At 63.4% G+C, this 25,574-nt stretch carries 25 protein-coding genes and 2 pseudogenes; 16 read left to right on the forward strand and 11 right to left on the reverse strand.

Annotation, left to right across the window (positions count from 1 at the left end):
- A partial coding sequence (locus tag BVER_RS10800) for an SIR2 family protein (RefSeq protein ID WP_198155217.1) occupies window positions 1-490 on the reverse strand: 490 nt, incomplete at its 3' end.
- Between the two features lie 141 nt (window positions 491-631).
- Window positions 632-940: a hypothetical protein gene (locus BVER_RS31375; protein ID WP_157056003.1), complete on the reverse strand. Its 309-nt coding sequence runs from the start codon at window positions 938-940 to the stop codon at window positions 632-634.
- 530 nt (window positions 941-1,470) lie between these two features.
- Here BVER_RS31375 and BVER_RS10805 point away from each other — a divergent pair.
- The 8 genes from BVER_RS10805 to BVER_RS32475 are packed head-to-tail and all read left to right on the forward strand — an operon-like array spanning window position 1,471 to window position 6,673.
- On the forward strand, window positions 1,471-1,713 hold the full coding sequence (locus tag BVER_RS10805) for an acyl carrier protein (protein ID WP_050453308.1): 243 nt from the start codon (window positions 1,471-1,473) through the stop codon (window positions 1,711-1,713).
- A 9-nt stretch (window positions 1,714-1,722) separates the two neighbouring features.
- Window positions 1,723-2,760: a ketoacyl-ACP synthase III gene (locus BVER_RS10810; RefSeq protein ID WP_050453309.1), complete on the forward strand. Its 1,038-nt coding sequence runs from the start codon at window positions 1,723-1,725 to the stop codon at window positions 2,758-2,760.
- The gene (locus BVER_RS10815) at window positions 2,757-3,518 is read left to right on the forward strand and encodes an SDR family NAD(P)-dependent oxidoreductase (RefSeq protein WP_050453310.1); all 762 of its coding nucleotides are present in this window, start codon (window positions 2,757-2,759) and stop codon (window positions 3,516-3,518) included. The genes BVER_RS10810 and BVER_RS10815 overlap by 4 nt, the downstream gene beginning before the upstream one ends.
- On the forward strand, window positions 3,515-4,261 hold the full coding sequence (locus BVER_RS10820; protein WP_050453311.1) for an SDR family NAD(P)-dependent oxidoreductase: 747 nt from the start codon (window positions 3,515-3,517) through the stop codon (window positions 4,259-4,261). Before BVER_RS10815 ends, BVER_RS10820 begins: the two co-directional genes overlap by 4 nt.
- Complete coding sequence (locus tag BVER_RS10825) at window positions 4,261-4,905, forward strand: NeuD/PglB/VioB family sugar acetyltransferase (protein WP_050453312.1); 645 nt, start codon at window positions 4,261-4,263, stop codon at window positions 4,903-4,905. The genes BVER_RS10820 and BVER_RS10825 overlap by 1 nt, the downstream gene beginning before the upstream one ends.
- 10 nt (window positions 4,906-4,915) lie before the next feature.
- The gene (locus BVER_RS10830; protein ID WP_050453313.1) at window positions 4,916-6,061 is read left to right on the forward strand and encodes an aromatic ring-hydroxylating oxygenase subunit alpha; all 1,146 of its coding nucleotides are present in this window, start codon (window positions 4,916-4,918) and stop codon (window positions 6,059-6,061) included.
- Window positions 6,051-6,488, forward strand: coding sequence for a hypothetical protein (locus BVER_RS10835; RefSeq protein WP_198155218.1), 438 nt, complete (start codon window positions 6,051-6,053; stop codon window positions 6,486-6,488). Before BVER_RS10830 ends, BVER_RS10835 begins: the two co-directional genes overlap by 11 nt.
- Complete coding sequence (locus tag BVER_RS32475) at window positions 6,467-6,673, forward strand: hypothetical protein (protein ID WP_198155219.1); 207 nt, start codon at window positions 6,467-6,469, stop codon at window positions 6,671-6,673. The genes BVER_RS10835 and BVER_RS32475 overlap by 22 nt, the downstream gene beginning before the upstream one ends.
- A gap of 17 nt (window positions 6,674-6,690) precedes the next feature.
- Here BVER_RS32475 and BVER_RS30045 read toward each other — a convergent pair whose 3' ends face one another.
- The 3 genes from BVER_RS30045 to BVER_RS10845 form a co-directional block, all read right to left on the reverse strand.
- Window positions 6,691-6,783 (reverse strand): 3-oxoacyl-[acyl-carrier-protein] synthase III C-terminal domain-containing protein, encoded by a 93-nt coding sequence (locus tag BVER_RS30045; RefSeq protein ID WP_083452138.1) that lies wholly within the window; start codon window positions 6,781-6,783, stop codon window positions 6,691-6,693.
- A complete protein-coding gene (locus BVER_RS10840; RefSeq protein WP_050453314.1) occupies window positions 6,753-7,673 on the reverse strand; it encodes a ketoacyl-ACP synthase III in 921 nt (306 codons plus the stop codon). Before BVER_RS10840 ends, BVER_RS30045 begins: the two co-directional genes overlap by 31 nt.
- Window positions 7,674-7,798: 125 nt before the next feature.
- Complete coding sequence (locus tag BVER_RS10845; protein ID WP_050453327.1) at window positions 7,799-8,956, reverse strand: DegT/DnrJ/EryC1/StrS family aminotransferase; 1,158 nt, start codon at window positions 8,954-8,956, stop codon at window positions 7,799-7,801.
- 263 nt (window positions 8,957-9,219) lie between these two features.
- Here BVER_RS10845 and BVER_RS10850 point away from each other — a divergent pair, with 263 nt between their 5' ends.
- Together BVER_RS10850 and BVER_RS10855 are read left to right on the forward strand one after the other, a co-directional pair.
- Entirely contained in the window at window positions 9,220-9,984 is a 765-nt protein-coding gene (locus BVER_RS10850; protein ID WP_050453315.1) for a glycosyltransferase family 2 protein, read from the forward strand.
- Window positions 9,965-10,171 (forward strand): hypothetical protein, encoded by a 207-nt coding sequence (locus BVER_RS10855; RefSeq protein WP_050453316.1) that lies wholly within the window; start codon window positions 9,965-9,967, stop codon window positions 10,169-10,171. The genes BVER_RS10850 and BVER_RS10855 overlap by 20 nt, the downstream gene beginning before the upstream one ends.
- 3 nt (window positions 10,172-10,174) lie before the next feature.
- Here the strand turns inward: BVER_RS10855 and BVER_RS10860 are convergent, their stop codons facing one another.
- Window positions 10,175-11,167 carry a Rieske 2Fe-2S domain-containing protein gene (locus tag BVER_RS10860; protein WP_050453317.1) on the reverse strand — a complete coding sequence of 331 codons (993 nt, stop codon included), beginning with the start codon at window positions 11,165-11,167 and terminating at the stop codon, window positions 10,175-10,177.
- 175 nt (window positions 11,168-11,342) lie between these two features.
- Between BVER_RS10860 and BVER_RS10865 the strand changes: the two genes are divergently transcribed.
- Complete coding sequence (locus tag BVER_RS10865; protein ID WP_050453318.1) at window positions 11,343-12,443, forward strand: GGDEF domain-containing protein; 1,101 nt, start codon at window positions 11,343-11,345, stop codon at window positions 12,441-12,443.
- A 70-nt stretch (window positions 12,444-12,513) separates the two neighbouring features.
- On the opposite strand, the gene BVER_RS10870 is transcribed toward BVER_RS10865, so the two are convergent.
- The 3 genes and pseudogenes from BVER_RS10870 to flhF all read right to left on the reverse strand — a co-directional run bounded on the left by BVER_RS10870 (window position 12,514) and on the right by flhF (window position 15,937).
- Window positions 12,514-13,245, reverse strand: coding sequence for an RNA polymerase sigma factor FliA (locus tag BVER_RS10870; RefSeq protein ID WP_050453319.1), 732 nt, complete (start codon window positions 13,243-13,245; stop codon window positions 12,514-12,516).
- Window positions 13,246-13,264: 19 nt separating this feature from the next.
- A pseudogene (locus BVER_RS10875) lies at window positions 13,265-14,178 on the reverse strand (MinD/ParA family ATP-binding protein).
- Window positions 14,171-15,937 (reverse strand): flagellar biosynthesis GTPase FlhF, encoded by a 1,767-nt coding sequence (gene flhF, locus BVER_RS10880; protein ID WP_050453320.1) that lies wholly within the window; start codon window positions 15,935-15,937, stop codon window positions 14,171-14,173. Before flhF ends, BVER_RS10875 begins: the two are co-directional and overlap by 8 nt.
- A gap of 301 nt (window positions 15,938-16,238) precedes the next feature.
- Here flhF and BVER_RS10885 point away from each other — a divergent pair, with 301 nt between their 5' ends.
- From BVER_RS10885 to BVER_RS10900, 4 genes are all read left to right on the forward strand, one after another.
- On the forward strand, window positions 16,239-17,927 hold the full coding sequence (locus BVER_RS10885; protein WP_050453321.1) for a thiamine pyrophosphate-binding protein: 1,689 nt from the start codon (window positions 16,239-16,241) through the stop codon (window positions 17,925-17,927).
- Between the two features lie 92 nt (window positions 17,928-18,019).
- A complete protein-coding gene (locus BVER_RS10890; protein ID WP_050453322.1) occupies window positions 18,020-18,283 on the forward strand; it encodes a PepSY domain-containing protein in 264 nt (87 codons plus the stop codon).
- Between the two features lie 3 nt (window positions 18,284-18,286).
- Entirely contained in the window at window positions 18,287-18,817 is a 531-nt protein-coding gene (locus BVER_RS10895; protein ID WP_050453323.1) for a cytochrome b/b6 domain-containing protein, read from the forward strand.
- A 124-nt stretch (window positions 18,818-18,941) separates the two neighbouring features.
- On the forward strand, window positions 18,942-19,850 hold the full coding sequence (locus BVER_RS10900) for an NYN domain-containing protein (RefSeq protein WP_050453324.1): 909 nt from the start codon (window positions 18,942-18,944) through the stop codon (window positions 19,848-19,850).
- A 58-nt stretch (window positions 19,851-19,908) separates the two neighbouring features.
- On the opposite strand, the pseudogene BVER_RS10905 reads toward BVER_RS10900, so the two are convergent.
- Together BVER_RS10905 and putA are read right to left on the reverse strand one after the other, a co-directional pair.
- Window positions 19,909-21,057: pseudogene (locus tag BVER_RS10905) on the reverse strand (branched-chain amino acid ABC transporter substrate-binding protein).
- Between the two features lie 100 nt (window positions 21,058-21,157).
- On the reverse strand, window positions 21,158-25,099 hold the full coding sequence (gene putA, locus BVER_RS10910) for a trifunctional transcriptional regulator/proline dehydrogenase/L-glutamate gamma-semialdehyde dehydrogenase (protein ID WP_050453325.1): 3,942 nt from the start codon (window positions 25,097-25,099) through the stop codon (window positions 21,158-21,160).
- Between the two features lie 309 nt (window positions 25,100-25,408).
- Here putA and BVER_RS31380 point away from each other — a divergent pair, with 309 nt between their 5' ends.
- Window positions 25,409-25,564, forward strand: coding sequence for a hypothetical protein (locus BVER_RS31380; protein ID WP_157056005.1), 156 nt, complete (start codon window positions 25,409-25,411; stop codon window positions 25,562-25,564).
- Window positions 25,565-25,574: the final 10 nt, after the last annotated feature.

The following is a 25,574-nucleotide window of genomic DNA, read 5'->3' on the forward strand; positions in this document are numbered from 1 at the left end:
GGTTGCGAATGGATCCGTTCAAATGAACACAGGTAGGCGTCTTGGCCAGGTAGTCGCCTGGAGAGTCATCTAAGTCAGCAGGTTCTATACGTAGTCCAGCGCTTTTCGCAGCTTCCTCTATAACTAAATCGTAATTCGTAGTGTAGATTCGTTGCCAAGGGGTAGTTGCGATCACTGTTTGATGTGGAAGTACTTCTTTCACAGAGAACGCGTCCAAAAGCATCGCAACAAGCTGCTCGCCTGAATTCATGCGAAGGTATTTTTCAGATGCATAACGGAGATCGTTGTCTGGGTCAAAGCTACCGAGTTTTCCGATTTTATTTGCGAGAATCTGAGCAGTTGGAAATGCCGTACCGTCCAACGCGATAGCGTTTCTCGCAAACCCTGACCCAACAAAAAGAATAGCCCTACCGCCTGCAATGGTCTCGACGAGCGAGGGGATGTCCACTTCCATCGCTCTATATTGCTGCGGATTGAGTTTTTCGATCATTTTTATGCCTAGGTTGACAAGCCGTTTGCGTTGACGCGCTCGGCGGAAGAATTGTGATACTACGAATTGCAACACAAAGCGGAGCAAATTGGCAGAGTTCGTTGTGTCGCACACATCTTGGACGCCCGCAGTGGAGGGCGTTCATTTGGCGTCGGCATTGCGTCCGGTACGTGTCGTCTCCCCAAAAATCTTCTGGTACCAATCCGGCTCATAGTCCTGTTTTGTTAGCACGGAGACGTCGGTTGGATCGGCACGGCGTAGCGCGTAAGATTGCTTTTTGCAGTGTTCGTCGTGACGGCCGGCTATCCGCGTTTCAGCGCCCGTTGCCGCTGCGTGGTAGCCGAAGATACGCCCGGAACACAACCGGGATTTATAAGGTTCACGCAGCGGCGCCGGAACAGCGCGCCCGGATAGAATGAGGTTCGGATGATCCTTGCACTCCTGATTCATTTTCGTACCGAATTAAACGAACATTTGAGGTGAAATCACGCGAGCCATCAGAAATTATTATATAAAAATCAATATCTTATTAATGACGGCGATCGCGAGAACCTAAATCACGTCACTCCGAAGGCAGGGGTTGCTGGTTCGATCCCAGCCGGGCGCGCCAAGAAAGCTGCACATCCTCCCCTCTCCCGCCCCGCCCGCAAGTCCACTTTTTGCCCCACCGCCCACCTCGCGGCAAGTCCACAAAATCTCCGCTTTTCCCCGCCCAGCATGCAACTCGGCGCGCCGATCCGTGTCTTTTCGTCCTGACGAAGGGCATCCGCGGATTCGCCAAATTGGGCCGGAAACTTGCCTCTGTTACGCGAATTGATCAAGACACCGTATCGGTATAGTTCCACCATCTGCCGAAAGCCATGAGCTTCAGGGCTGGCAGAACGACCTGCACCGGCCTCGTCGCGATGAAGCACAGGGAAGCCGCCCGTGTTCTGAGCGAGATCCGTCTCGCGTAGTACTTCCCTCTGAAGGAGTTTCGGATGTCCACCGTTGCAACCAAGCCCAGCATCGAACAATTCATCGAGCAATTCCTGACCGCCGTCGACTTCCAGGAAGCCGTCGAAGTCTCCGCCGACACCGAACTGCTCAGCCTGCCGGAGTGGGACTCGCTCGCGTCGCTCGGCGTGATCGTCATGTTCGACACCGACTACGGCAAGACCATCTCGGGCGAAGACATCAAGAAGTGCGTCACGCTGGCCGATCTGTACAAGCTGCTCGGATAAAAACACATCATGGGTCTCTCCACTCTGCACAACGTGCGTTTTGCCGGCATGACGACCTGCGTGACGAAGCGCGTCGTTCACAACATCGACGATGCTACGCCGCAGATTAGCTCGGAGCGCGAGCGGCTGGTGCGCAATATCGGCATCCAGCAGCGCCGTTTGTGCCCGGAGTGGCAATGTTTCTCCGACCTCGCCTTCGAGGCGAGCGAAAAGCTGCTAGCCGAACTGCAATGGTCGCGCGATGAAATCGATGCGCTGATCGTCGTCACGCAGTCGCCGGACTACATCATTCCGGCAACCGCGATCATCCTGCAGGATCGCCTCGCGCTGTCTCACGCGACGATCGCGTTCGATGTCAATCTCGGCTGCTCGGGCTATCCTTTCGGCATTCATCTGCTCGGCAGCATGATCGCCGCCGGGACGATCAAGAAGGGTCTGGTGCTGGTCGGCGACAAGGCGGCCACGCTGAAGGACCCGCTGTTTTCCGACGCGGGCACGGCAACTGCTCTCGAATTCGACGCCGACGCCCCGCCGATGCATTTCGATCTGAACAGCGACGGCAGCGGACACAAGGCCATCATTCTGCCGGTCGGCGGGCATCGCGAGCCGTTCAAGCTGGAGCACGCGATCGCCCGCAAGGACGATGCCGGTTACTGGCGCTCCGGGCTCGACCTGACGCTCGATGGCCCCGCCGTCCTCAGCTTCTCGACGCAGCGCATTCCGCCCGCCGTCGAGCGCGTGCTGAGTTACGCGGACATGTCCAAGGACGACATCGACTATTTCGTGTTTCACCAGGCAAACCGCATGATCAACGAAAGCATCCGCAAAAAGCTGGGGCTTCCCGCTGAGAAGGTGCCTTCCACGCTGGCCGACTTCGGCAATACCAGCGGCGCGTCGTTGCCGGTGACGATCACCGCGCGGCTGCACGATACCCTGCCGGAAAAGCGTCATCGCCTGCTGTTGTGCGGGTTCGGTATCGGGTTGTCGTGGGGCAGCGTCATCGTCGACGTCGAAGCCGCGAAGTTTCCCGCTCTCATCGAGTCATGAACCACGACGATCCCTTTTCGCTCAAAGACAAACGCATCCTCGTCACCGGCGCATCGTCCGGCATCGGTCGCGAGGTGGCCATCATGTGCGCCCAGATGGGCGCGCAGCTCGTTCTGACGGGCCGTGACGTCGCGCGCCTGGACGCCACCGCCGGCGAGTTGCACGGCGATTGCCATTCGCTCGTCGCCGCCGATCTTTCGGACGCCGACGGCATCGATCGCGTGGTCGCGGAAGCGGGCGTGGTCGACGGCGTCGTGCATGCGGCCGGCATCTCGCGGCTCGCGCCGTTTCGCATGATCAGCAAGAGTCACGTCGACGAGATTTTCGACAGCAATACCTACGCGCCGCTGCTGCTGACGAAAGGTCTGCTGTCCAAAAAGAAGATCGCGCAGAACGGCTCGATCCTGTTTATTTCCGCCGTGGCATCGCATATCGGGCCGCTCGCCTCGACGGCGTATTCGTCGAGCAAGGCCGCCCTGCTCGGCGCGATGCGCTCGCTCGCGCTCGAAGTCGCGAAGCAGGGCATCCGCGCGAATTGCATCGTGCCCGGCTATGTCCGCACGCCGATGCTCGACGGGCTCGGCGGCGCGGACGGCAATCTGGCCGAACATATCGCACTCGCGCCGCTCGGGCTCGGCGAGCCGCAGGATGTCGCGGCGGCCGCCGTGTTCTATCTCGCCGACGCGAGCCGCTGGATCACCCGCAACTATTTCATCGTCGATGCTGGACTGACCGTGGGGATGGACATCTACGCATGAGCACGCCGGCGCATAAACTTTTTTCGCTCGAGGGCAAGACGATCCTCGTCACCGGCGCATCGTCCGAGCTCGGCCAGCAGATCGCGATTTCGTGCTCGCAACGCGGCGCGCGTGTCGTGCTGACCGGCCGCGACATGGCGCGCCTCGAGCAGACGCGCGAACGCATGCACGCGGGTGATCACCTGCTGGTGCCCGCCGATCTGACGTCCGCCGCCGATCGCGACGCGCTCGCGCAGGCGAGCCCGGCCATCGACGGTCTGGTGCATTGCGCCGGCCAGCAGATGCTGTGTCCGATCCATCAGTTGAGCGAAGGGCTGGTGACGGAGATGTACAACGTCAACTTCCTCGCGCCCGTGATGCTCACGCAGCTCCTGTTCGCCGCCAAGCGGATCGCGCAGCAGGCGTCGATCATCTTTCTGCTGTCGACGTCCGCGCATATCGGCACGCGCGGCGTCGGGCCGTATTCGGCGATGAAATCGGCGATGCTCGGCATCATCCGCTGTCTCGCGATCGAACAGGGCAAGCGCAAGATTCACGTCAACGGTATTTCGCCGTCCGCCGTGCCGACGCCGATGTGGGGCAATCCCGACGACAACGTGATGCTCGACGCCCAGCGCGCGCGTCATCCGCTCGGTCTCGGCACGCCCGAAGACGTCGCGAACGGCGCGATCTATTTGTTGTCGGACGCGAGCCGATTGGTGACGGGCACGACGCTCGTCATGGACGGCGGAGCGGTAATCTGATGCGTAAGGTTCTGATCGTCGGCGCGGGCGGCTGGGGCCGTCAGGTGCTCGATATGATGCAGCGAACGCCCGGCTACGGCGACGCATGGACGCCGACGGGCTTTCTCGACACGCGCGCGCATATGCTCGACGGCTTCGGCTACGCCCTCAAAGTGGTCGGCGATCCGCTCACTTACGCGCCGGGCGATGACGAAATTTTCGTGGCCGCGATCGGCGATCCGCGCGCGCGTCAGCGTTTCGTGCAGCCGTTGCTGGATCGCGGCGCGCGTTTCATGAACATCGGCCTCGAGCCGTACGACAACTCGACGATCCGCCTCGGTCACGGCGCGGTCTCGGAGCATCACACGCGAATCGGCGTCGATACGCATATCGGCGACTTCGCGAATATCCACACGCAATCGGTGATCGGCCACGACGTACGGATCGGCCGTTTCGCGCAGATAAGCGCGATGGTGTTCATCGGCGGCAATGCGCGCATCGGCGATTTCGCGTTGATCAATCCGCACGCGACCATCGTGCCGGGCATCGAGATCGGCGAAGGCGCGACGGTCGGCGCTGGCGCTGTCGTCGTGAAGAACGTGCCGGCGGGCGCGACCGTGTTCGGCAATCCGGCGCGCATCATTTTCCAGAAAGACCCTGAATAAAGGCACTTCCATGCGTTCGCGGATGCATCCGAAGTATTACCTGTCGCAGGACATTTTCGAACGCGAGCAGAGTCGTCTCTATCGCAAGTTGTGGGTGTTCGCCGGGCTCAAGACGATGCTGCCGAACAATCACTCCTTCGTCACGCGCAAGATCGCGGGCATTCCCGTGGTCATCCAGAATTTCAAGGGCGCGCTGCATGCGTTCGAAAACGTCTGTCTGCATCGCAGCGCGCTGATCCAGACCGAGCCGGTGGGCTGCCGGCCGCTCGTCTGTCCGTATCACGCGTGGAAGTACGATGCCGAAGGCCGCGTCGACAACATCCCGCACTGCGACGCGCTCTATCGCATCGCGCCCGCCGAGCAGGCGCAGATGAAGCTGCGCGAATTCGCGCTGCGTGAAGTCGGCAATCTGCTGTTCATCAATCTCGATGCAAATCCGCTGCCGCTGGAAGAACAGTTTTCGGCCGAATTCATCGACTTGCTGGCGAGCAGTTCCGAATCCTACGATGCCGAAGTCATGACGACGACGTGGCACGGCAAGTTCAACTGGAAGCTGGTCTACGAGAACCTGCGCGATATGAGCCATCCGCGCTTCGTTCATCCGAAGACGCTGGCGAAGATCGTCGATTTCCCCTCGGGCGTCAACGATGCGGAGTTCGAAGAATCCACGCATGAGCTGAGCGATCTGTCGGTCGATGGCTTGCGCCGGGAGTTGCGGCGCTTCAGCTTCGGCGGCGCGGACGCGGAGATTCCCGAGCTGCGCCGTTTTAGCTGGTTCGATCACGTCGAGCGCTGGGGCGATCGCAACGTCTACTACAACTGGCTCGCGTTTCCGAACCTGCATATCGCCAGCGCCAACGGCGGGCATTCGTTCACGCTGGAGCATCACATTCCCGTCGCGCCGGATCGCACTGATATCGAGATTTACTACTTCACCGCGCGCAAGAAGCAGCGTTACGCGTTTTCGAGCCACGTCCTGCTCGCGCAGATCCACGGCAGCAAGGTCGTGGTCGGCGAGAATGTCGACGTCATGGAAACCGTGCAAGCCGCGATGCACAGCGGCTCGCCGATGCCCAACCAGGGTGCGTACGAATCGATGAATCGTCTGGTCGAGCGCTGGTACACCACCGTGATGGAGTCCGACCATGAAATCTAGATGGATCGTGGGCGGCGGCGACTATCTCGAGCACGCGTATCAGGCGTGGAAACAGGCGCGTCCCGACGAAGCGGTCGAAAAAATCGAGGTGCCGCAATCGCCCGATTACGCGTTCGATCTGAACGTGTTCGACGCGCTCGATCCCGCGCAAGGCGCGATGTTCATCGCCTTCGATGAGCGCTTCGGCAACTTCAAGCGCATGGAACTGCTTCAGGCGGCGATGGAACGCGGCTTCGCGCTGGAGCCGTTTGTCGCGCCGGGCGCATCGGTCGCGCCGGATGCGGTGATCGGGCCGAATGTGTTCGTGGGCGCGAATGCGAGCATCGGCAGCAGCGCGCACGTCGAGTACAACTGCGTGATTCACGCGGGCGTCAATCTCGGCTTCGGCGTGCGGCTGCGTCCTTCGTGCTGGCTGATATGGGCGTGATCGTCGGACAAGGCGCGGAAATCGGCGCGCATTCGATCCTGCGATCCGGCGCGATCGTCGCGCCGAAGGTGAAGATCGGACGCAATTGCGAACTGGGCTGGGCGCGCCTCTACAACACGGACCTCGCGAGCCGCACGACCTTCGATCCGCGCTACGACGAACCGATCTACGTGTACGGCGCGTGAAAAGTACGCGCCGCCGTTCAACCCACGTATTCGAACAGCGCCACGCCCCACGACAAACCCACGCCGAAACCGACGGCCATCACCAGATCGCCGCGTTCGAGCGACGCCATCTGTTCCGCCGGCAAAATCGGCACGGACGCCGCGACACGGTGTTGCCCATGTACTCGCAGTTATCGGGCGCCTGATTGTCGGACAGGCCGAGCTTGCGCGCGAGTTGCGCGGTCACGAAGCGGTTCGCCTGATGGAAAATGAACTTGCGAATCTGGCCGACTTGCAGCCCGTTGTCGTCCAGCGCGATGCGGATCGCATCCGGCACGCAGCGCAGCGCGAAGTTGAAAATCGCCGAGCCGTCCATGTGGATGCCGGCCGGCTGATCGTCGGGGCGCACCGCCGAGTTGTGCGCGACGAACGCTTCGTAACCCGTGCCATCGGCGAAGCTGCGGCAATAGCGGAAGCGCAGACCTTGCGGGCGCGTCGAGAATTCGGCCGCCGTGGCGGCATCGCCGAACAGCACGCGCGTGGTGACATCGTCCGGTCTCAGCAGGCGCGAATACGTGTCGGCGTTGATCAGCAGACTGCTCTTGTGCGAGGCCATCGACCGCTGCATCGCGACGATCATCTGCGTGCCGAGCACGAAGCCCGAGCAGCCCTGATTGATGTCGATCACGAAGCAATCGTTTGGCAGGCCGAGCAGACCATGCACGCGCGAAGACACGCCGGGAATCAGATGATCGGGCGTCTGCGTGCAGACGATCAGCGCGCCGACGTCCGTTTGCGGACGCGCGTCGAGCAAGGCGCGCGAGGCGCTGAAGGCGAGATCGCTGGTGTACTGGTCCGGGCCCGCCACGGGCCGGCTGCGCACGCCGACCTTGCGGACGATGCGCTCGTAGTTGGCGTCGGGGATGCCCAGCGCCGACGCGTCGTTATGTTCGGTACGCGCGCCGGGGACGACGACGATGCCGTTCAGGAAGACGTCGGGTGATGTCAGCAGATTTCCCATATTCAACAACCCTGATCGCGATGGCGAACGAGCGCCGCGAAGCGCTGCGGCGCGCGGACTTCGCGCATCGTCGCCGTGCGTTGCGAGAGCGGGCGATTCTCATCGCGTGTACTGGTAAAAGTCGGTCAGGCATCGATCAATGCGGGCGCGGGGGTCCGAAGCTCGGCGCGCGTCGCCGCCGCCCGCAACACGATATCGATGATGCCATCTTGCGTCGCATCGTCCAGCGCGGGGTAGATCGGCAGACACAGCACTTCGCGCGACACCCGGCTCGCGACCGGCAGATTCGACGCCACCGCCGACGGCAAACCGCGATAGCTCGGAAACTCGCTGATCAGCGGATAGAAATAGCGTCGCGCGAGTATGTTTTCGGCACGCATCGCGTCGTAGAGTTCATCGCGCGTGAGCGGAAATTCCTCGCCGACGCGCACCGGAAAATAAGAATGGTTGCGCGTGGCGTGCAGCGGCGCTTCCGGCAGGCGCAGGCCGGGAATGCCGGCGAGCGCGCGTTCGTAACGCTCCGCGATCCGCGCGCGCGATGCCCCGATCCGGTCTATATGCTGAAGCTGCAGCAACCCAAATGCCGCCTGCAACTCGTTCATCTTCGCGTTGATGCCGGGCTTGACGACGGTCACTTCGTCGGCGAAACCGAAGTTCTTCAGGTGATCGATATGGCGCTTGGTCTTGGCGTCGTGACAGATGATCGCGCCGCCTTCGAAGGTGTTGAAGATCTTCGTGCCGTGAAAACTCAGCACCGACATATCGCCGAAACGCAGCACCGATTCGCCGTGACGGCGCACGCCGAACGCATGCGCGGCGTCGTACAGCACGCGCAGGCCGTAGACATCGGCGATGCGCTCGATCTCGTCGACCGCGCACGGATTGCCGTAGACGTGGACCGGCAGAATCGCGGTCGTATGCGGCGTGATGGCGGCCTCGATCTTGCGCGGATCGAGATTCATCGTGACCGGATCGATATCGGCGAACACGGGCTTGATGCCGTTCCAGTGCAGCGCGTGCGTCGTCGCGACGAAGCTGAACGGCGTGGTGATGACTTCGCCGGTGACCTTCATTGCCTGCAAGGCCGTGATCAGCGCCAGCGTGCCGTTCGAAAACAGCGACAGGTACTCGACGCCGAGATACTCGCAAAGCGCCGCTTCGAGCTGCACGTGAAACGGCCCGCCGTTCGTCACCGTCTTGCTGTCCCAGATCTTTTGCAGATACGGGATGAACTCCTCCAGCGGAGGCAGATACGGCTGTGTAACGGGAACGAGATTGTTCATGGCGAGGCGCAGATAGCGGCGTGCGCGTTGGGCGCGCACTTCCAATGAAGCCAGAATAGCCGCCGCCGTGCTGCTTCGATCGCTCAATCAAGGGGCGCAAATCCGCTCAACTCCGACGAATGGGCGTTCGGCGCGAAGCCGGAGATTGGACGGGAAATGCCGCGCTGTTCGCCGGATCGGCTTGCGCCTCGTGCCTCTATTCTGTGAAGGTCGCGTCGTGCGGCCCATGCGAAGCAGAACCCGCAGCAGAACCCTTATCCAATATGGCTACCGTCAGCATCCTCATTCCTGCCTTCAAGCCCGACTATCTGGCGAAAGCGATCGCCAGCGCGCTCACGCAGACCTTTACCGACATCGAGATTCTGGTCGGCGACGACAATCAGGACGGCCGTCTGCGCGCCATCGTCGAAGGTTTCGGCGATGCCAGCATCCGCTATCTGCACAACGCCTGCGGCGATACGCGGCTGAACTCGCGGCGGCTGTGGGAGGCATCGGACTGGCAGTATGTCAAATGGCTGTACGACGACGTGCTGATGCCGCAATCGGTCGAGGTGCTGGTCGACGCGCTGCGCCGGCATCCGCAATCGGCGATGGCGTTTCACGAGCGCGTGATCATCGACGAGCACGACAACGTCACCTTCGCGCCGCCGTCGATCGTGCCGCCGGGCCAGCTCGCGCTGCTCGACCGCACCGTGCTGGTGGAAAACATGGTGTCGCTGATGAACAACTTCATCGGCGAGCCGAGCAACATCATGATGGTCCGCGACGCGATCGACATGTCGACGGTGATGTCGTATCGCGACTGGAAAATCACCTATCTGAACGACGTCAGCATGTATCTGAATGCGGCCGAATACGGACCGCTGGTGCTGGTCGGCGGCTATCACAGCTGTTTCCGCCGTCACGCCTCACAGAATTCGGGCACGGCCAGCCCGATTCTGGTGGCAGGCTTTTTCGAATGGGAAGTGATGGTGCGCGGCGAAGCGACCGCCGGCCGCATGTCCGCCGATGCGCTGGCGCGCGCGTAACCAGTTGCAGGGCACCTACACGTACGCGATCGACACGCTCGGCATCCGCGAACTGGCGGTCCTGCGCGACAACCTCGCCGAACTGACGCAGAAGCCCGTCGTCGACCTGTACGATTCGCCGCGCTTTCGCGCCGATACGTCGAACGCCTGGGCGCAAGTGCAGGCGCGTCTGCGCGCCGCCGCGTAAGCGTCAGCCGCCCAGCGACGTGCCGTAGGCGAACGCCTGCTCGCCGAGCCAGCGGCGATACGCGACCGACATCCGGTCGCACTTCTGATGCAACTCCGCGTCGAGATCCAGCGGCAGGCGTTTCGGCCACTGCGACTCGACGATCGGCGTGTCCTGCAACAGAATTTCCATATTGAAGTCGTAGAGCGACTGATCCGAATGCGTCGCGTCGTTCTCGTGGATCGATACGAGCCACACGCGCGTTTCGGTCTGCGTCACCGGCGATACCGCCAGCATGATATGCAGCGCGCCCTGGCCGTCGTCGGAGGCCATTTTGGTGAGCATCGCGATCAGCGGCCGCTTCACGCGATACACATACTCGAACATCGCACCGCTCTGGCCGGGAATGCCGGCCGGCTGCCAATAGCGGCATTGCCGCGCTTCCAGCCCGCCGTTCGCGAGCGGCACGACATCGTAATCCGGCACTTCCGTGTGATCCTGCACGCCGAGAATCCCGCGATGCACGAACGAAAAGTGCGCCATATCCAGAAAATTCTCGACGACGCGCGGCGCCGATGACCTCACCGTCTGCGGCGCGAGGTTGATCCTGCGCCCGCCTTCGATCGCCGCTTCGGGATAAAAATCGAGTGCATACGACGGCTCGCCGATGCACATCCACACGACGCCGTACTTTTCCTCCGCGAGGTAAGTCGTCGCGCACGCGCGCTTCGACGGCCGCAACGACGGATTCGACGGAATGTGCAGGCATTGCCCTTCAATGTCGTAACTCCAGCCGTGATACGGACACACGATCCGGTCGCGCTCGACGCTGCCCAGCGACAATTGCGCCCCGCGATGCGGACAGTAATCGCGCCACACGTGCGCCACGCCCAGACTGTCGCGCCACACGACGATCCGCTCGTCCGCCACCGTGAAGCCGCGCGCGCCGTCGGCCGGCACGTCGTCGCTGTTGCAGACCGGCAGCCATTCGCCGGCGAGAGGATGGTCGTCGCGCATTTAAGTGAACCGTGAATTATTCGGAAGACGCGCCGTTAACCCGACTACGCCATCGGCTTTCTTACCCGAAATGCGGTAGCTTCGCAAAAAGTAGCAAAATACCGGCTCGATTTTTTCGCCGCTTTTCGCGACACGCAGCACAAGCACACCGATAACAACCGCAAAGGGATCAGCAATGGAGCAGGCGTATCAGCCGGCACGGCGGACTCATGGCTTCGCGTGGGCCGGCAACCGGCATCCCGAACGCGAGCAGGCGATGCTGCGCGTCGGCATGGGCGTCGCGGTGTTGCTGGCGTTCGGCGCGTATGCGTGGCTCGTGCCGTCGCAGGCAAGCGTGGCCGTCACGCGACTGATCGCGGCGTACGTCTGTTATGGCGCGCTGACGCTGTTCGTCGTCAATCGCTCGGCGTCGGCTTCGGCGTCGAAGGCGCGGCTCGTCGTGACGACCGTCGCGGATCAGGGTTTCGTCGGCGTGGCGCTGGCCATCGGCGGGACGGCCGCGCTGCCGCTGCTCTGGGCGATGTTCTGGTTTCTGATCGGCTCGGGCTGCCGCTACGGCAAGCGCACGCTCGCGCTGTCGTGCGCGACGGCCTTCGCCGCGGTCGTGACGCTGGCGCTCTGGCAGCCGTGGTGGCACGCCAACCGGCCCGCCGCGATCGGTCTCGCGCTGAGCGTGCTGGCGGCGTCGGCGTATCTGAGCGTGCTGGTCGATCGTCTGGGCGACGCCAATCGCGATCTCGCGCGGCAGGCGTCCACCGATCCGCTGACGGGCTTGTCCAATCGCTATGCGCTGAAACGCGTCGTCGATCTGACGATGACCGGCGACGCCATCGCCGGTGCCGATTCCACCGCGCTGCTGCTGATCTATCTGGACGGTTTCAAGGAAGTCAACGATACCTACGGCCACGCCGCCGGCGATCTACTGCTGCAAGCGTTCGCGCAATTGCTCGCGCGCAACATGCGCCGCGCCGATACCGTCGCGCGGCTCGGCGGCGACGAATTCGTCGTGCTCGCGCGCGGCGTGCGGGATCGCCGCGCGGTGCTGTCGGTCGCCGATGGCATCCACGCGATCCTCGCCGCGATCACGTCGGTGCAGGAGCGGCCGGTGCTGGTGTCGGCAAGCATCGGCGCATGCGAATTGTCCGGCGCGATGCAGACGCGCCGGCCCGACGTGAGCATCGTGCTGCGCGCCGCCGACCGCGCGATGTATCGCGCCAAACGCCTCGGACAAGGCAAGACGGTGTTCGCCGAAGCGAAAGACTTCGACATCGCGTAACCCAAAAAAAACGCGGCGGTTAGTGATAACCGCCGCGCTTCACATCACACACGTACCTGGCTCGAGACGCTCAGACGTCCACGCTCGTCCACGATTGTTCGCGCAGCTTCGCACGCAGACGGGCGACCGCCTGGCTATGCAGCTGACACACGCGCGATTCGCTGACTTCCATCACCGCGCCGATTTCGCGCAGATTCAAACCCTTCTCGTAGTACAGCGACATCAGCAGCTTTTCGCGTTCCGGCAGCTTGTCGATGGCTTCGACCAGCGCGCCGCGCAGGCTGTCGTCGAGCAGCGCCGACAGCGGGTCCGAACGATCGACGCAGTAGCGGTCGAGGAACGGCTCGTCATCCGCCGAGCGATCGAAGTCTTCGTAATAGATCAGCTGGCTGCCGTGCAGGTCTTGCAGCATCGACTGATATTCGTCGAGCGGCACCTTCAGATGCTCGGCGATTTCCGTTTCGCTGGCGCTGCGGCCGAGGTTCTGCTCGACCTTGTGCACCGCCGATTCCACTTCGCGCGACGTCTTGCGCATGCTGCGCGGGAGCCAGTCGTTGACGCGCAGCTCGTCGAGCATCGCGCCGCGGATACGCTGGCTGGCGTAGGTTTCGAACTGCGCGCCCTGATCTTCCTTGTAGCGGCTGGCCGCATCCATTAGGCCGATCATGCCTGCCTGAATCAGATCGTCGAGATCGACGCTCGCGGGCATCTTGGCGACGAGCTGAAGACCGAGACGGCGGACGAGCGGCGCATAGCGCGTGAGCACGTCGTTTTGTGAGAGCTTACCTTTGGCGTTATACATCTTGATCAGCTTTACTAAATCACATCGACGCCGTGCTGCTCATGGCGAAACCGGAAAACGCGTTCATCTGCGCACTCCGTTTGCCATCCTCAGACTCGCCAACCGAAAAACGCGCGTCTTTCCTGCTTTCCGCCTCGCCACGCACAACTTGCGCGGGACGCATCGGCCAGAACAGGAGCTCTGCCGCGATGCGCCGGTAGTCGCGTGCCGCGGCCGTAGCCGGGAACGCATCCACTGCGCATCGAGAGAGTTCCCAAGCCGAGCGACGCGCGCATCCTCGGACACATACCCTGCCTGCACGAGCGACACAGCCAGATAGCGGCTGGCGACGCCCGACAAATTCTCAAACGCGACCGCCGCGTCCGCCGGGTTCTGCACGTGATTGATGAGCACGCGGAACTGCGGAATCGCATGAGCGTAGTGCAAGCGCTTCATGCACGCATACGCCTCGGTAATCGCCGACGCGGCTACCCGCGTCACCATCAGGAAATCGTGCGCTTGCGCCGCGAGCGACGAGAGCGCGCCATTCCGATCGAGTTGCGTGTCGATCAGCACGATGTCAGCCGGACCGTCCAGCAGCGCGCGCGTCTGCGCGGCGTCGTGAACGATGCGTTCGTCGCGTGGCGCGGAAATCAGCGAGAAGCCGTACTGCGTGCGCGTCACTGCGTCCTGGAGCGTGCGGCGGCCGGACATCACCGCCGAGAACGCGCCCGTTTCCTTCACACCGGCCAGCTCGCTCACCGAGCCCGCGCCGTGTTGCTCGTCGATCACGAGCACATCTTTGCCATGCACGGCCAGCGCCGTTGCGAGATTCGTCACCACCGACGTGCAACCGATGCCCGTCGGTCCGCCTGCCACCGCCACCACGCGCGAACCCGAACGCGTCAGCAGCCTTCTCAGGCCTTCCGCTTGATCGAGTACCGTCTTATCCAAAAGTCACCCAGTTCAGTTCGGTCGTGGCACGCGCGGACAACGCGGAGAGCAGCGCCGGCACTTCTTCGTCTTGCGGCACGAACGGCGAACCGTCGCGCGGGATGCAGAACGCGCTCTTGATGAGGAAGCGGCGCGTCGCGACGTAGAGGTTTTCAGGGACCTTCTGACCGGTCGATACGTAATGCACCGGCAGCTTGTAGCGGATGACCGCATCGAGCACGCCGCCGAGATTGGTGGCTTCGTCGAGCTTGGTCAGGATGCAGCCCGCGAGCGGCGGTTGATCGTCCGTGCTCTGGTAGGCCTGCACGACTTCGTTGAGCGTGTCGCCGTGGCTGGTTGCGTTGAGCAGCAGGATGCGTTGCACCGGCTGGCCCGCGCCGCACAGCATCGCGACCTGGTCGGAGACCATGCGATCGCGCTGGCTCATGCCGATCGTGTCGATCAGCACGATATGTTTGTTGCGCAGTTCGGAGAGCGCGAGTTGCAGATCCGCGCCGTCTTTCACCGCGTGAACCGAAACGCCGAGAATCTTGCCGAAAATGCGCAGTTGTTCGTGCGCGCCGATCCGGTAGCTGTCGGTCGTGAGCAGCGCGACCTTGCTGGCGCCGAAGCGCATCACGCAGCGCGCGGCGAGCTTGGCCGTCGTCGTGGTCTTGCCGACGCCCGTCGGGCCCATCAGCGCGAATACACCGCCGCGTTCCATCAGCGCGTCTTCGCTGTCCATCACCGGCAGATTCGATTCGATGACTTGCTGCACCCACTCGAACGCCGCTTCGAAGTTCGCCATTTCCGGCATGTTCTCGACGATCATGCGGACCATCTGCGCCGAGAAACCGGACGCGAACAGACGCTTCGTCAGCGCGCCGTTCAGCGGGCTGCGGCGTTGACGCTCGCCCCACATCAGACCGGCGAAGTGCTCTTCCATCATGTCGCGCATCGACGACAGTTCGCCCATCACGGTGTCGTTGACGAGCTGTTCCATGCGCTGGCGGATCGCGTCCGTCATCGCGGCGGCGGCGTTCGCGGACAGCGCGTCGAAGCCTTCCGGCGACTTCGGCGCGGGTTGGCTTTCGGCGTTGATCTTCTGGGCGGCGCGGCGCGCGGCGACTTGCGCGGCTTCGCGGGCCCAATCCGGCGTCTGGACTTTCTGCTGAGCGTGTTGCTGTGCGTTCTGCTGAACCGGCTTCTCGGCACGCGGCGCCGGCTCGAAAGCGGCGACCGGCGCGGGCAGTTCAGCCGGCTTGTGCGATGCGACCGGCACGCCCAGACCGCGCGCGATGGCGGCGGACGGCGTCAGCGGACGATTCGTCGGCGCGCCGGCTTTCTGCGCGATGCGGCGTGCATGGTCGATCAGCCACGGGTTGGTGTCGGCCATCGTGCGCGACGCGTCGTCGGCGGACAGGCCGATGTGCGCGGCGTCGTCCTGAGCGTCTTCGGCATCGCTGTTCGAGCCGAACACGGAGGAGAACACGTCGCCGCTGGCGTAGGGATTCATCGGGGCCGACTTCGCTGCCGCCGCGGCCGCTGCCTGAGCGAGCGCCGAACGCGGCGTCGTGCTCGGGAACACGGCGGGCGGCTCGGATTGCGCGATCGGTGCGGGCGAGATCGTCGCCAGATCGCTTTCCGCGACCGCCACGATTTCGACCGATCCGTCGTCGAGCGTGCGATTCGAGAGGACAGCTGCATCGGGGCCCAGCGCTTCGCGAACCTGGCGCAATGCGTCACGGCTGTTCGCGCCGATGAATTTACGAATGTTCAAAGTGGCTCCCGATCTCTTTGTGATTGCTGCGTCCGATGCAGTAGCGGGTAATCTCTGCTGCATTTCCGTACCCGCTTTTCAGTGAAGTCATTATTGCGAAGATCGCCGAACGCCTATCGCCGGATAAGGGGTGTGAAAAAGTGGTATTTCGGCTGATCAAAGCGATGCGACCTTTCAGAGCGCGACGGAATTGCCGGCTATCGGCAAAACATGCCGGAACTTGATGCGTCGTCGCATCGCGCGACGGCGTAAGCTGTAGAACCTCGCGTGGCACCAGCGCACTGACAGGAGACTTCCGCGTATGGCATCCGCTGTTCCTTCCGGCAAACCCACCACCGGCGCGCGTCTGGTCGTCGATGCGCTCGTGCGGCACGGCGTCGAACGCGTGTTTTGCGTGCCCGGCGAGAGCTTTCTGGCCGTGCTCGATTCCCTGCACGACGAAACCGACCAGATTCAGACGATCGTCTGCCGCCACGAAGCGGGCGCGGCAAATATGGCCGAAGCCGTCGGCAAGCTGACCGGGCGGCCGGGCGTGGCGATCGTCACGCGCGGGCCGGGCGCGACGCACGCGTCGATCGGCGTGCACACGGCCTTCCAGGATTCGACGCCGATGATCCTGCTGATCGGCCAGTGCGCGCGCGACCATATGGATCGCGAGGCGTTTCAGGAGATCGACTACCGGCGCATGTTCGGGCAGATGGCGAAGTGGGTCGCGCAGATCGACGATCCGCGCCGCGTGCCTGAATATATGAGTCAGGCGTTTCATCGCGCGATGTCGGGGCGGCCGGGGCCGGTCGTGCTGGCGCTGCCCGAGGACATGCTGAGCGAAGCGTGCGAAGCGATTGCGCCCGCGCCGCGATATCAGCGCGTGGCGGCGTCTCCTTCGGCGGCGCAGATCGACACGCTGCGCGACTTGCTGGCCCGCGCGAAGAAGCCGTTCGTGATCGCGGGTGGCAGCGGCTGGACGCGCGAGGCGACGCAGGATTTCGCGCGCTTTATCGAACGATGGCACTTGCCGGTGGGCTGCGCGTTCCGCTATCAGGACACGCTGGACAACGAGCATCCGAACTACGCGGGCGATGTCGGGCTCGGCATCAACCCGGCGCTCGCCGCGCGCGTGCGCGATGCCGACGTGCTGTTCGTGCTCGGCCCGCGCATGGGCGAATCGACGACGGGCGGCTACACGCTGCTCGACATCCCGAAAACGAAGCAGACGCTGATTCACGTCCATCAGGGCGCGGAGGAGCTCGGCCGCGTCTACAGCGCGGATCTGCCGATTGTCTCGGGCATGCCGGAAATCGCGTCGATGCTGGCCGCGCTCGCGCCGCCCGCCGATATCGCCTGGACGGGCGAAGCCGATGCCGCGCACGCAGCCTATCTGGAATGGCGCAAGCCGCGCCCGATGCTCGGCGACGTGCAGCTCGGCGAGATCATGCGCCAGCTATCGGCAAAGATTCCCGCCGATTCGATCCTGACCAATGGCGCGGGCAATTACGCGACCTGGCTGCATCGGCACTATTCGTATCGGCACTTCCGCTCGCAGTGCGCGCCGACCAGCGGCGCGATGGGCTACGGCGTGCCGGCGGCGATCGCGGCGAAATCGCTGTATCCGGAGCGCACGGTGATCGCGTTCGCGGGCGACGGCTGCTTCATGATGTCGAGCCATGAAATCGCGACGGCCATGCAGTACGGCCTCGCGGTCATCTTCGTCGTGGTCAACAACGGCCAGTTCGGCACGATCCGCATGCATCAGGAGCGGCATTATCCGAATCGCGTGCACGGCACGGGGCTGACCAATCCGGACTTCGCGGCCTATGCGCGGGCGTTCGGCGCGCACGGCGAACACGTCGAATCGACCGATGCGTTCATGCCGGCGTTCGAGCGCGCGGTGAAATCGGGCTTGCCGGCTGTGATCGAAATCCGCATTCCGGCAGATCAGAGCACGCCCGCCGCGACACTCGAGCAGATTCGCCAGCAAGCCAAGCGCTAATCGGAGCGATTCGCGTCAAACTTTCAAATAGCTTTCTATCGAGATGCCCGGTGACGGTAGAGTGACCCGCTCGAAACCACCGGGAGGTCGCGATGTTGAAGGTTCTGGCGTTGTGTGTGGCAATGGGCGTGTCCGGCGCGGCGTTCGCGAAGGCGGATTGCACGGCGCATCCGAAAAGCGAGTGGATGAAGGAATCGGACGCCAAGGCGCAACTCGAATCGCAGGGCTACAAGATTCGCAAGTTCAAGGTCGACGGCAACTGCTACGAAATCTACGGCCACGATAAAGACGGCAAAAAGGTCGAGATCTATTACGACACGAAGACGCTGGCCGTCGTGAAATCGGAAGTCGAATAAGCCATGTCGGATGCCCGCGTGAAAGTCTGGGATGTGTGGGTTCGCCTCACGCACTGGACGGTCGCGGGCATCGTGCTCTTCAATCTGTTCGGGCCGACGGATGCGCTGCATCGCTGGCTCGGGTATGTCGCGGCGGGGCTGGCCGTCGCGCGCGTGCTGTGGGGTTTCGTCGGCTCGCGTCATGCGCGCTTCGCGGCGTGGTGGCCGACCTTGCCGCATCTTCGCGCGTATCTGCGCTCGCTCGCGGGCGGCAAGCCGCTGCATCACGTGTCGCACAATCCGCTTGGCGGCGCGATGGCGATCCTGCTCTGGCTGCTGATTCTGGCGCTCGCCGTGTCCGGCTTCATCATGCGCACCGATGCCTTCTGGGGCGAAGACTGGCCGCAAGCGCTGCACCTGTGGCTGTCGATCGCCGTCGAGGTTTGCGTCTGCGTGCATGTGGCGGCCGCGCTCCTGATGAGCCTGTGGACGCGCGAGAATCTCGTCGGCGCGATGGTGACGGGCTGGAAGCGAGTCAGGAAGTCGGCCGAGTAAGCCGCTTTCCGACAGCCACAATTCAGCGTCAGGCACTACCGGCCATCCGACGCACTTTTGGATAATGGACGCGCGCGCTCGCTCGGGCGCGGACCCGAGTTCATTCCAGAGGAGCGACGATCCGATGCCTCACACGGCGCGACAACTGACCAAGATCGGCGTGTTTTACGACGGCAATTATTTCGCCGCCGTCAGCCGCTTCTATAAGTATCAGCATCGGCAGCACGCGTGGATTTCGATTCGCGGGCTGCATGAGTTCATTCGCTGCCGGGTCGCGAAATCGGAACGCGTCGACTATCACAACTGCCAGATCATCGACGCGCATTACTTTCGCGGACGGTTCTCCGCGCAGCAGTGCGTCGAAAAGGGCGAACACGTGCTGTTCCACGAACGCGTGCTCGACGACATCCTGATGCGCGCCAACGTCACGGCGCATCACTTGCCGATGAACGCGATGGGCAAGGAAAAAGGCATCGACGTCTGGCTCGCGCTGGAGGCGTTCGAACTGTCGACGTACAAGCATTTCGACGTCGTCGTGCTGGTCGCGGGCGATAGCGACTACATCCCGCTCGCGCGCAAGCTGAAGACGCTGGGCATCCGCGTGATGGTGCTCGGCTGGCAGATTTCCTACGATGGCCCAAACGGCGAGCCCAAAGGCACCACGCCCAGCCAGATGCTGCTGACCGAGGTAAGCTATCCGGTGCTGATGTCCGATCTGATCGACGGCGCGGCATCGGCGGAAGGCGCGGACGAACTGGAAGCGGTGCGCAGCCTGTTCCAGCCGCGCGAGGATCAGTCCGAATCCGCCTCGACGGATGGCGATCCTCCGCTCTGGAAGCCGGGCAAGATCGCCGCGCAGAAGCGCGGCTATGGTTTCGTCGAACCGGGCAATCTGTTCTTCTTTTATGGCGCGCTGGTCGACGCGGATTTCGAAGACCTCCACGAAGGCATGGAGGTGACGTTTCAGGAAGGTCTCGGGCGCGATAGCCAGCCGGCCGCGGTGAAGGTCCGCACCGAACAGATCGGGCAATAAAAAACGGCCCGGCCGCGTGTGCGGGCCGGGCCGTCGGATCAGGCCGGAAAGTTAAAACTTACTTCCCGCCCACGCTCTGCAGCGTCGTCCACTTACCGTCGACAACCTTGTACAGCGTGATGCCGCCGTTCTTCAGATCGCCCTTCGAGTCGTACGCCAGATGCTTGGCGGTCACGCCCTGCATATCGGTCTTGGCGAGGAACGGCAGGTACTTCGCCGGATCCGTCGAGTTGGCTGCCTTCATCGCGCCGAACATGGCCATCGCGCCGTCGTAGGCGTACGGCGAGTAGGTCTGCACGTCTTCGTTGAAGCGCTTCTTGTACTTCGCGTCGTAGTCCGCGCCGCCCGGCATTTCGTTCATCGGCAGGCCGGCGAGCGATGCCACCGTGCCGTTCGCCGCGTCGCCCGCGATCTTCACGAAGGTGTCGGTCTTGACCATTTCGCCCGCCATCAGCGGTGCGCGGAAGCCCAGCGTCTTCATCTGCTTGACCATCGGGCCAGCTTGCGAATCAGCGCCGCCGTAGTACACGAGGTCCGGATTCGTCGACTTGATCTTGGTCAGAATCGCCTTGAAGTCCACGGCCTTGTCGTTCGTGAATTCGCGATCGACGATCGTGCCGCCCGCTGCCTTCGCGGCCTTCTCGAACTGGTCGGCGAGACCCTGCCCGTACGCCGTGCGGTCGTCGACGATGGCGATCTTCTTCACCTTCAGCGTCTTCACCGCGAATTCACCCGCGACCGAGCCTTGCTGCGTGTCCGAGGTTATCATGCGGAACACGGTCTTGGAGCCCTGCGTCGTCTATTCCGGCGCCGTGGCCATCGCGATTTCGGGGATGCCCGCGTTCGCGTAGATGCGCGATGCCGGGATCGTCGTGCCCGAGTTGAAGTGACCGAGCATGCCCTTGATGCCGTCGTCGACCAGACGCTGCGCGACGGTCGTGCCGGTGCGCGGGTCGGCCTGATCGTCGGCCGAATCCAGCACGATGCGAACCGGCTTGCCGCCGATCACCGGCTTCGTTGCGTTGAAGTCTTCGACCGCGAGCGTGATGCCGTTCTGCATGTCCTTGCCGTAGTGCGCTTGCGCGCCCGTCAGCGGCGCGGCAAAACCGACCTTCACGTCTTCCGCCGTTTGAGCGTTCGCCGTCCCCGCGAGCGACAGGCCGGCGAGCGTCATGGCGGCTGCCAGCTTGGTCATCGTGTGCTTCATAGCTTCTCCTAATACACCAGTGTGATGGCAGCTTGTGCCGGGATCGCCGTGCCCGCCGCCGCTTGTTTGAATTTGTTGAAACCGAGCGCTGTGTGAGTTCTCAACCGATCGTCATCAAATTCGCATTTCCGCCTGCCGCCGCCGTGTTCACGCTCACCGAGCGTTCCGTCAGCAGACGTTCGAGCGCGTAGTCCTCGCCGTCGTGGCCAGCGTCGGCGAACGCGCCCGCCGCGACGCCCTGCACCGATACGATCGGTCCCGGACGCTTCGCGACTTCCTTCACGAGTGACAGCAATTCGTCGCTGTCACCTTCGAACAGTACGGCGTCGAAGTCTTCGGCCGCGCGGCGAACACTCGCATACGGCTTGAGCGATGCCGGCAGCGACGCCGCCAACTGTTCGCCCGCCGAGCCGGCGAACAGTGCGCGGTTGCCCGTCGCCAGCACGGCGGCGAACTGCGTGCGCGCGCCGCTTTCCGTCGATGCCGCGCACAGCACCGTGCCGCGCGCGCCGAGCGTGTAGGTGTTGCGCTCGCCGGTCGGACCGGACAGCACCGCCGTCGCGCCCGCCAGAACGTGCTGGAGGAAACCGTCGCAGCGCGCCGCCGTGTGCGGATCGCGTTCGCCGATGCACCAGTCGCGGAACGCCGTTAGCGCGGCCGCGGGCGTGTCTTTCGCGGCGGGCTGATCGACCACCAGCATGCTCACGAGCGACTTCGGCAAACCGGTCGGACGCTTGGCCAGCAGACGCTGCAAGTACAGCGCGCCGCCCGCCTTCGGACCCGTGCCCGACAAGCCTTCGCCGCCGAACGGCTGCACGCCGACGACCGCGCCGATCACGTTCCGGTTCACGTAGATGTTGCCGACGTGCGCGCGCGAAATCACATGCGCGATGGTTTCGTCGATCCGCGTGTGGATACCGAGTGTCAGTCCGTACCCGGTCGCCCGAATTTGGTCGAGGAGTTTATCAAGATTGGCGCGGCGGTAACGGATCACGTGGAGCACCGGACCGAACACTTCGCGCTTCAATTCGTCGATGCCGTCGAGTTCGACGATCGTCGGCGGCACGAAGGTGCCTTGCGCGCACGCGTCCGGCATGTCGAGCTGCGTGACCTGGCGGCCCTTGTCGCGCATCGCGGCGATATGGGCGTCGATGCCGCGTTTCGCGTCGGCATCGATAACCGGGCCGACGTCGATCGACAGCCGATCCGGATTGCCGATCGCGAGCTGCTTCATTGCGCCGGTGAGCATTTCGAGCGTGCGATCCGCGACGTCGTCCTGCAGGCACAGCACGCGCAGCGCGGAGCAGCGCTGACCGGCCGAATCGAACGACGACTGCATCACGTCCGCGACGACCTGTTCCGCGAGCGCCGACGAATCGACGATCATCGCGTTCTGGCCGCCGGTTTCGGCGATCAGCGGAATCGGACGGCCATCGGAATCGAGGCGTTCGGACAGCGTTTTGTTGATCAGGCGCGCGACTTCGGTCGAGCCGGTGAACATCACGGCGCGCGTGCGCGGATCGGCGACGAGCGCCGCACCGACCGTTTCGCCGTTGCCCGGCAGCAGTTGCACCGCGCCGGCAGGCACGCCCGCTTCGCGCAGAATGCGCACGGCTTGCGCGGCGATCAGCGGCGTTTGTTCGGCGGGCTTCGCGAGCACCGGATTGCCTGCGGCGAGCGCGGCGGCCACCTGGCCCATGAAGATCGCGAGCGGGAAATTCCACGGGCTGATACAGACGACCGGACCCAGCGGACGATGCGTATCGTTCGAAAACTCGCCGCGAATCTGTCCGGCGTAGTAGCGCAGGAAGTCGATCGCTTCGCGGATTTCGGCGACGGCATTCGGCAGCGACTTGCCCGCTTCGCGCACGACGAGGCCCATCAGCGTGTGCATTTGCGCTTCGAGCAAGTCGGCGGCGCGCGCGAGGCAATCGGCGCGGTCTTCGACGGGCGTCGCCTGCCAGATCGGCGCGGCGGCGACGGCGTTGGCAATCGCGGCGCTCACCTGTTCCGGCGATGCCTCGACAACCGTTCCCACGCGATCACGCAAGTCAGCCGGATTGCGGATATCGCGCGCGACACCGTTGCCGGCTTGATTGTCAACCAAGCCGCCTTCGAGCATCGGTTCCGCGAGCCACGGATGATTCGCGCTCGCCAGCAGCGCCGACGACAGCGACGCCAGCCGATGCTCGTTCGACAGATCCAGACCCATCGAATTGGGACGCTCGTCGCCGTACAACTGACGCGGCAGCGCGATCTTCGCGTGCGGCGCGCCGAGCGGCGTGATGGCTTGCGTTTCGTCAATCGGATCGCGCACCAGTTCCTTGACCGGAATCGTCTCGTCGGCGATACGGTTCACGAACGACGTGTTCGCGCCGTTTTCCAGCAGACGTCGCACGAGATACGCGAGCAGTGTTTCGTGCGTGCCGACCGGCGCATACACGCGGCACGGCCGGTTGAGCTTGTCGCGGCCCGTGACTTCCTCGTACAGCGGTTCGCCCATGCCGTGCAGACACTGGAACTCGTACTGGCCGGGATAGTAGTTCTGACCCGCGAGGTGATAGATCGCCGACAGCGTGAACGCGTTGTGCGTCGCGAATTGCGGATAGACGGCATCCGGCGCGCCGAGCAGCTTCTTGGCGCACGCGAGATACGAGATGTCCGAATAAATCTTGCGCGTATAGACCGGATAACCTTCGAGGCCGTCGACTTGCGCGCGCTTGATTTCCGAATCCCAGTACGCGCCCTTCACCAGACGGATCATCAAACGATGACGGCTGCGGCGCGCCAGATCGATCAAATAATCGATCACGAAAGGGCAGCGCTTCTGATACGCCTGCACCACGAAGCCGATGCCGTTCCAGCCCGCGAGTTCGGCATCGAAACAGAGCGCTTCGAGCAGATCGAGCGACAGTTCCAGCCGGTCGGCTTCTTCCGCGTCGATGTTCAGGCCGATGTCGTAACGGCGCGCCAGCAGCGCCAGCGAACGCACGCGCGGCAGCAGTTCGCTCATCGTGCGTTCCTGCTGCGAACGCGAATAACGCGGATGCAGCGCGGACAGCTTGATCGAAATGCCCGGACCTTCGTAGATGCCGCGCCCGCCCGCTGCCTTGCCGATCGCGTGGATCGCCTGTTCGTAGGACGCGTAGTAGCGTTGCGCATCTTCCTCGGTCGTCGCGGCTTCGCCGAGCATGTCGTACGAGTAGCGAAAGCCGCGCGCTTCGAACTTGCGGCTGTTGGCGAGCGCTTCGGAGATGGTCTCGCCGGTGACGAACTGCTCGCCCATCAGACGCATCGCCATGTCGACGCCCTTGCGGATCAGCGGTTCGCCGCCACGGCCGATCAGACGCGTCAGCGCCGACGACAGACCCGCTTCGCTATTCGTCGTCACCAGCTTGCCGGTGATCATCAAACCCCACGTCGCCGCGTTCACGAACAGCGACGGCGCTTGCCCCATATGCGAGCGCCAATCGCCCTTGCTAATCTTGTCGCGGATCAGCGCATCGCGCGTGGCGCGGTCGGGAATGCGCAGCAGCGCTTCGGCGAGGCACATCAGCGCGACGCCTTCCTGGCTCGACAACGAAAATTCGTGGATCAAGCCTTCGACGCCGCCGCCCGAGCTTTTCGCGCGCAGCGCTTCGACGAGACGCGTCGCCAGCTTTTCGGTCTCCGCCGACACGCTCGGCGACAGCCGCGCCTGGCCGATCAGAAACGGCACGCACTCCGGCTCCGGACGTCGATACGCCGCCGTGATCGCCGCGCGTAACACCGATTGCGGTTGCACGTTCTGCGCGAACTCGAGGAACGGCGTCGGCGCGCCATCGTCCTCGTGATCGACGGACGATGCCGACTCGCTCATCTCGCCGTTGCCGTTCACGCCCGACAGTTCGGGCGGAAGCTGGCCGTGCTCGATGCGCTCGAGGTACGCGAAGATCGCCTGCTTGATCAGCCAGTGCGGGGTGCGCTCGACGCGTGCGGCGGCATCTTTCAGCCGAGAACGCAGGAGATCGTCGACTTTGACGCCAAGGGTTGTGCTCGCCATGTTTCCTTCGTATGCCGGTGTGTGCGCCGGCCAAAGACCTGAAAAGTTGGCGAATCCTACCCCGCTGTAAAAAAATGTGCAACCAAGAATTCAACTAGGTTGCACCACGATAGAACCCTTATGCATCAAGGCTTTGCGCGGTGCACCGCCAGCCGGACGATGGCGGCTATCGCCTAGTACTTTCCCTAAGCCAAATATTATTGGGAGCCAGCCTAAGGGAAAGCTCGCCCGCCGCCGATATAACGCAAGGATGCGCCGTCGGCGCGCCACACCGCGGAGGACCACCGCGGCCATAAGGAGAAAACGAGCATGAGCACTTGGATGGTGATTGCCTGCGTGTGGGTACTGTTTGCGTTTTGCGTCGTGCTGTTCGTGCGTGGCGCTTCGGCGGGCGCGCAACTCACGGACGACGCACACGATGACGTCGTGCCGTCGCGTGCCGATGCATCGCGCGTCAAGGTCTGATCGACAAGGC

This window comes from Candidatus Burkholderia verschuerenii (assembly GCF_001189365.1).
Lineage (GTDB): Bacteria > Pseudomonadota > Gammaproteobacteria > Burkholderiales > Burkholderiaceae > Caballeronia > Caballeronia verschuerenii.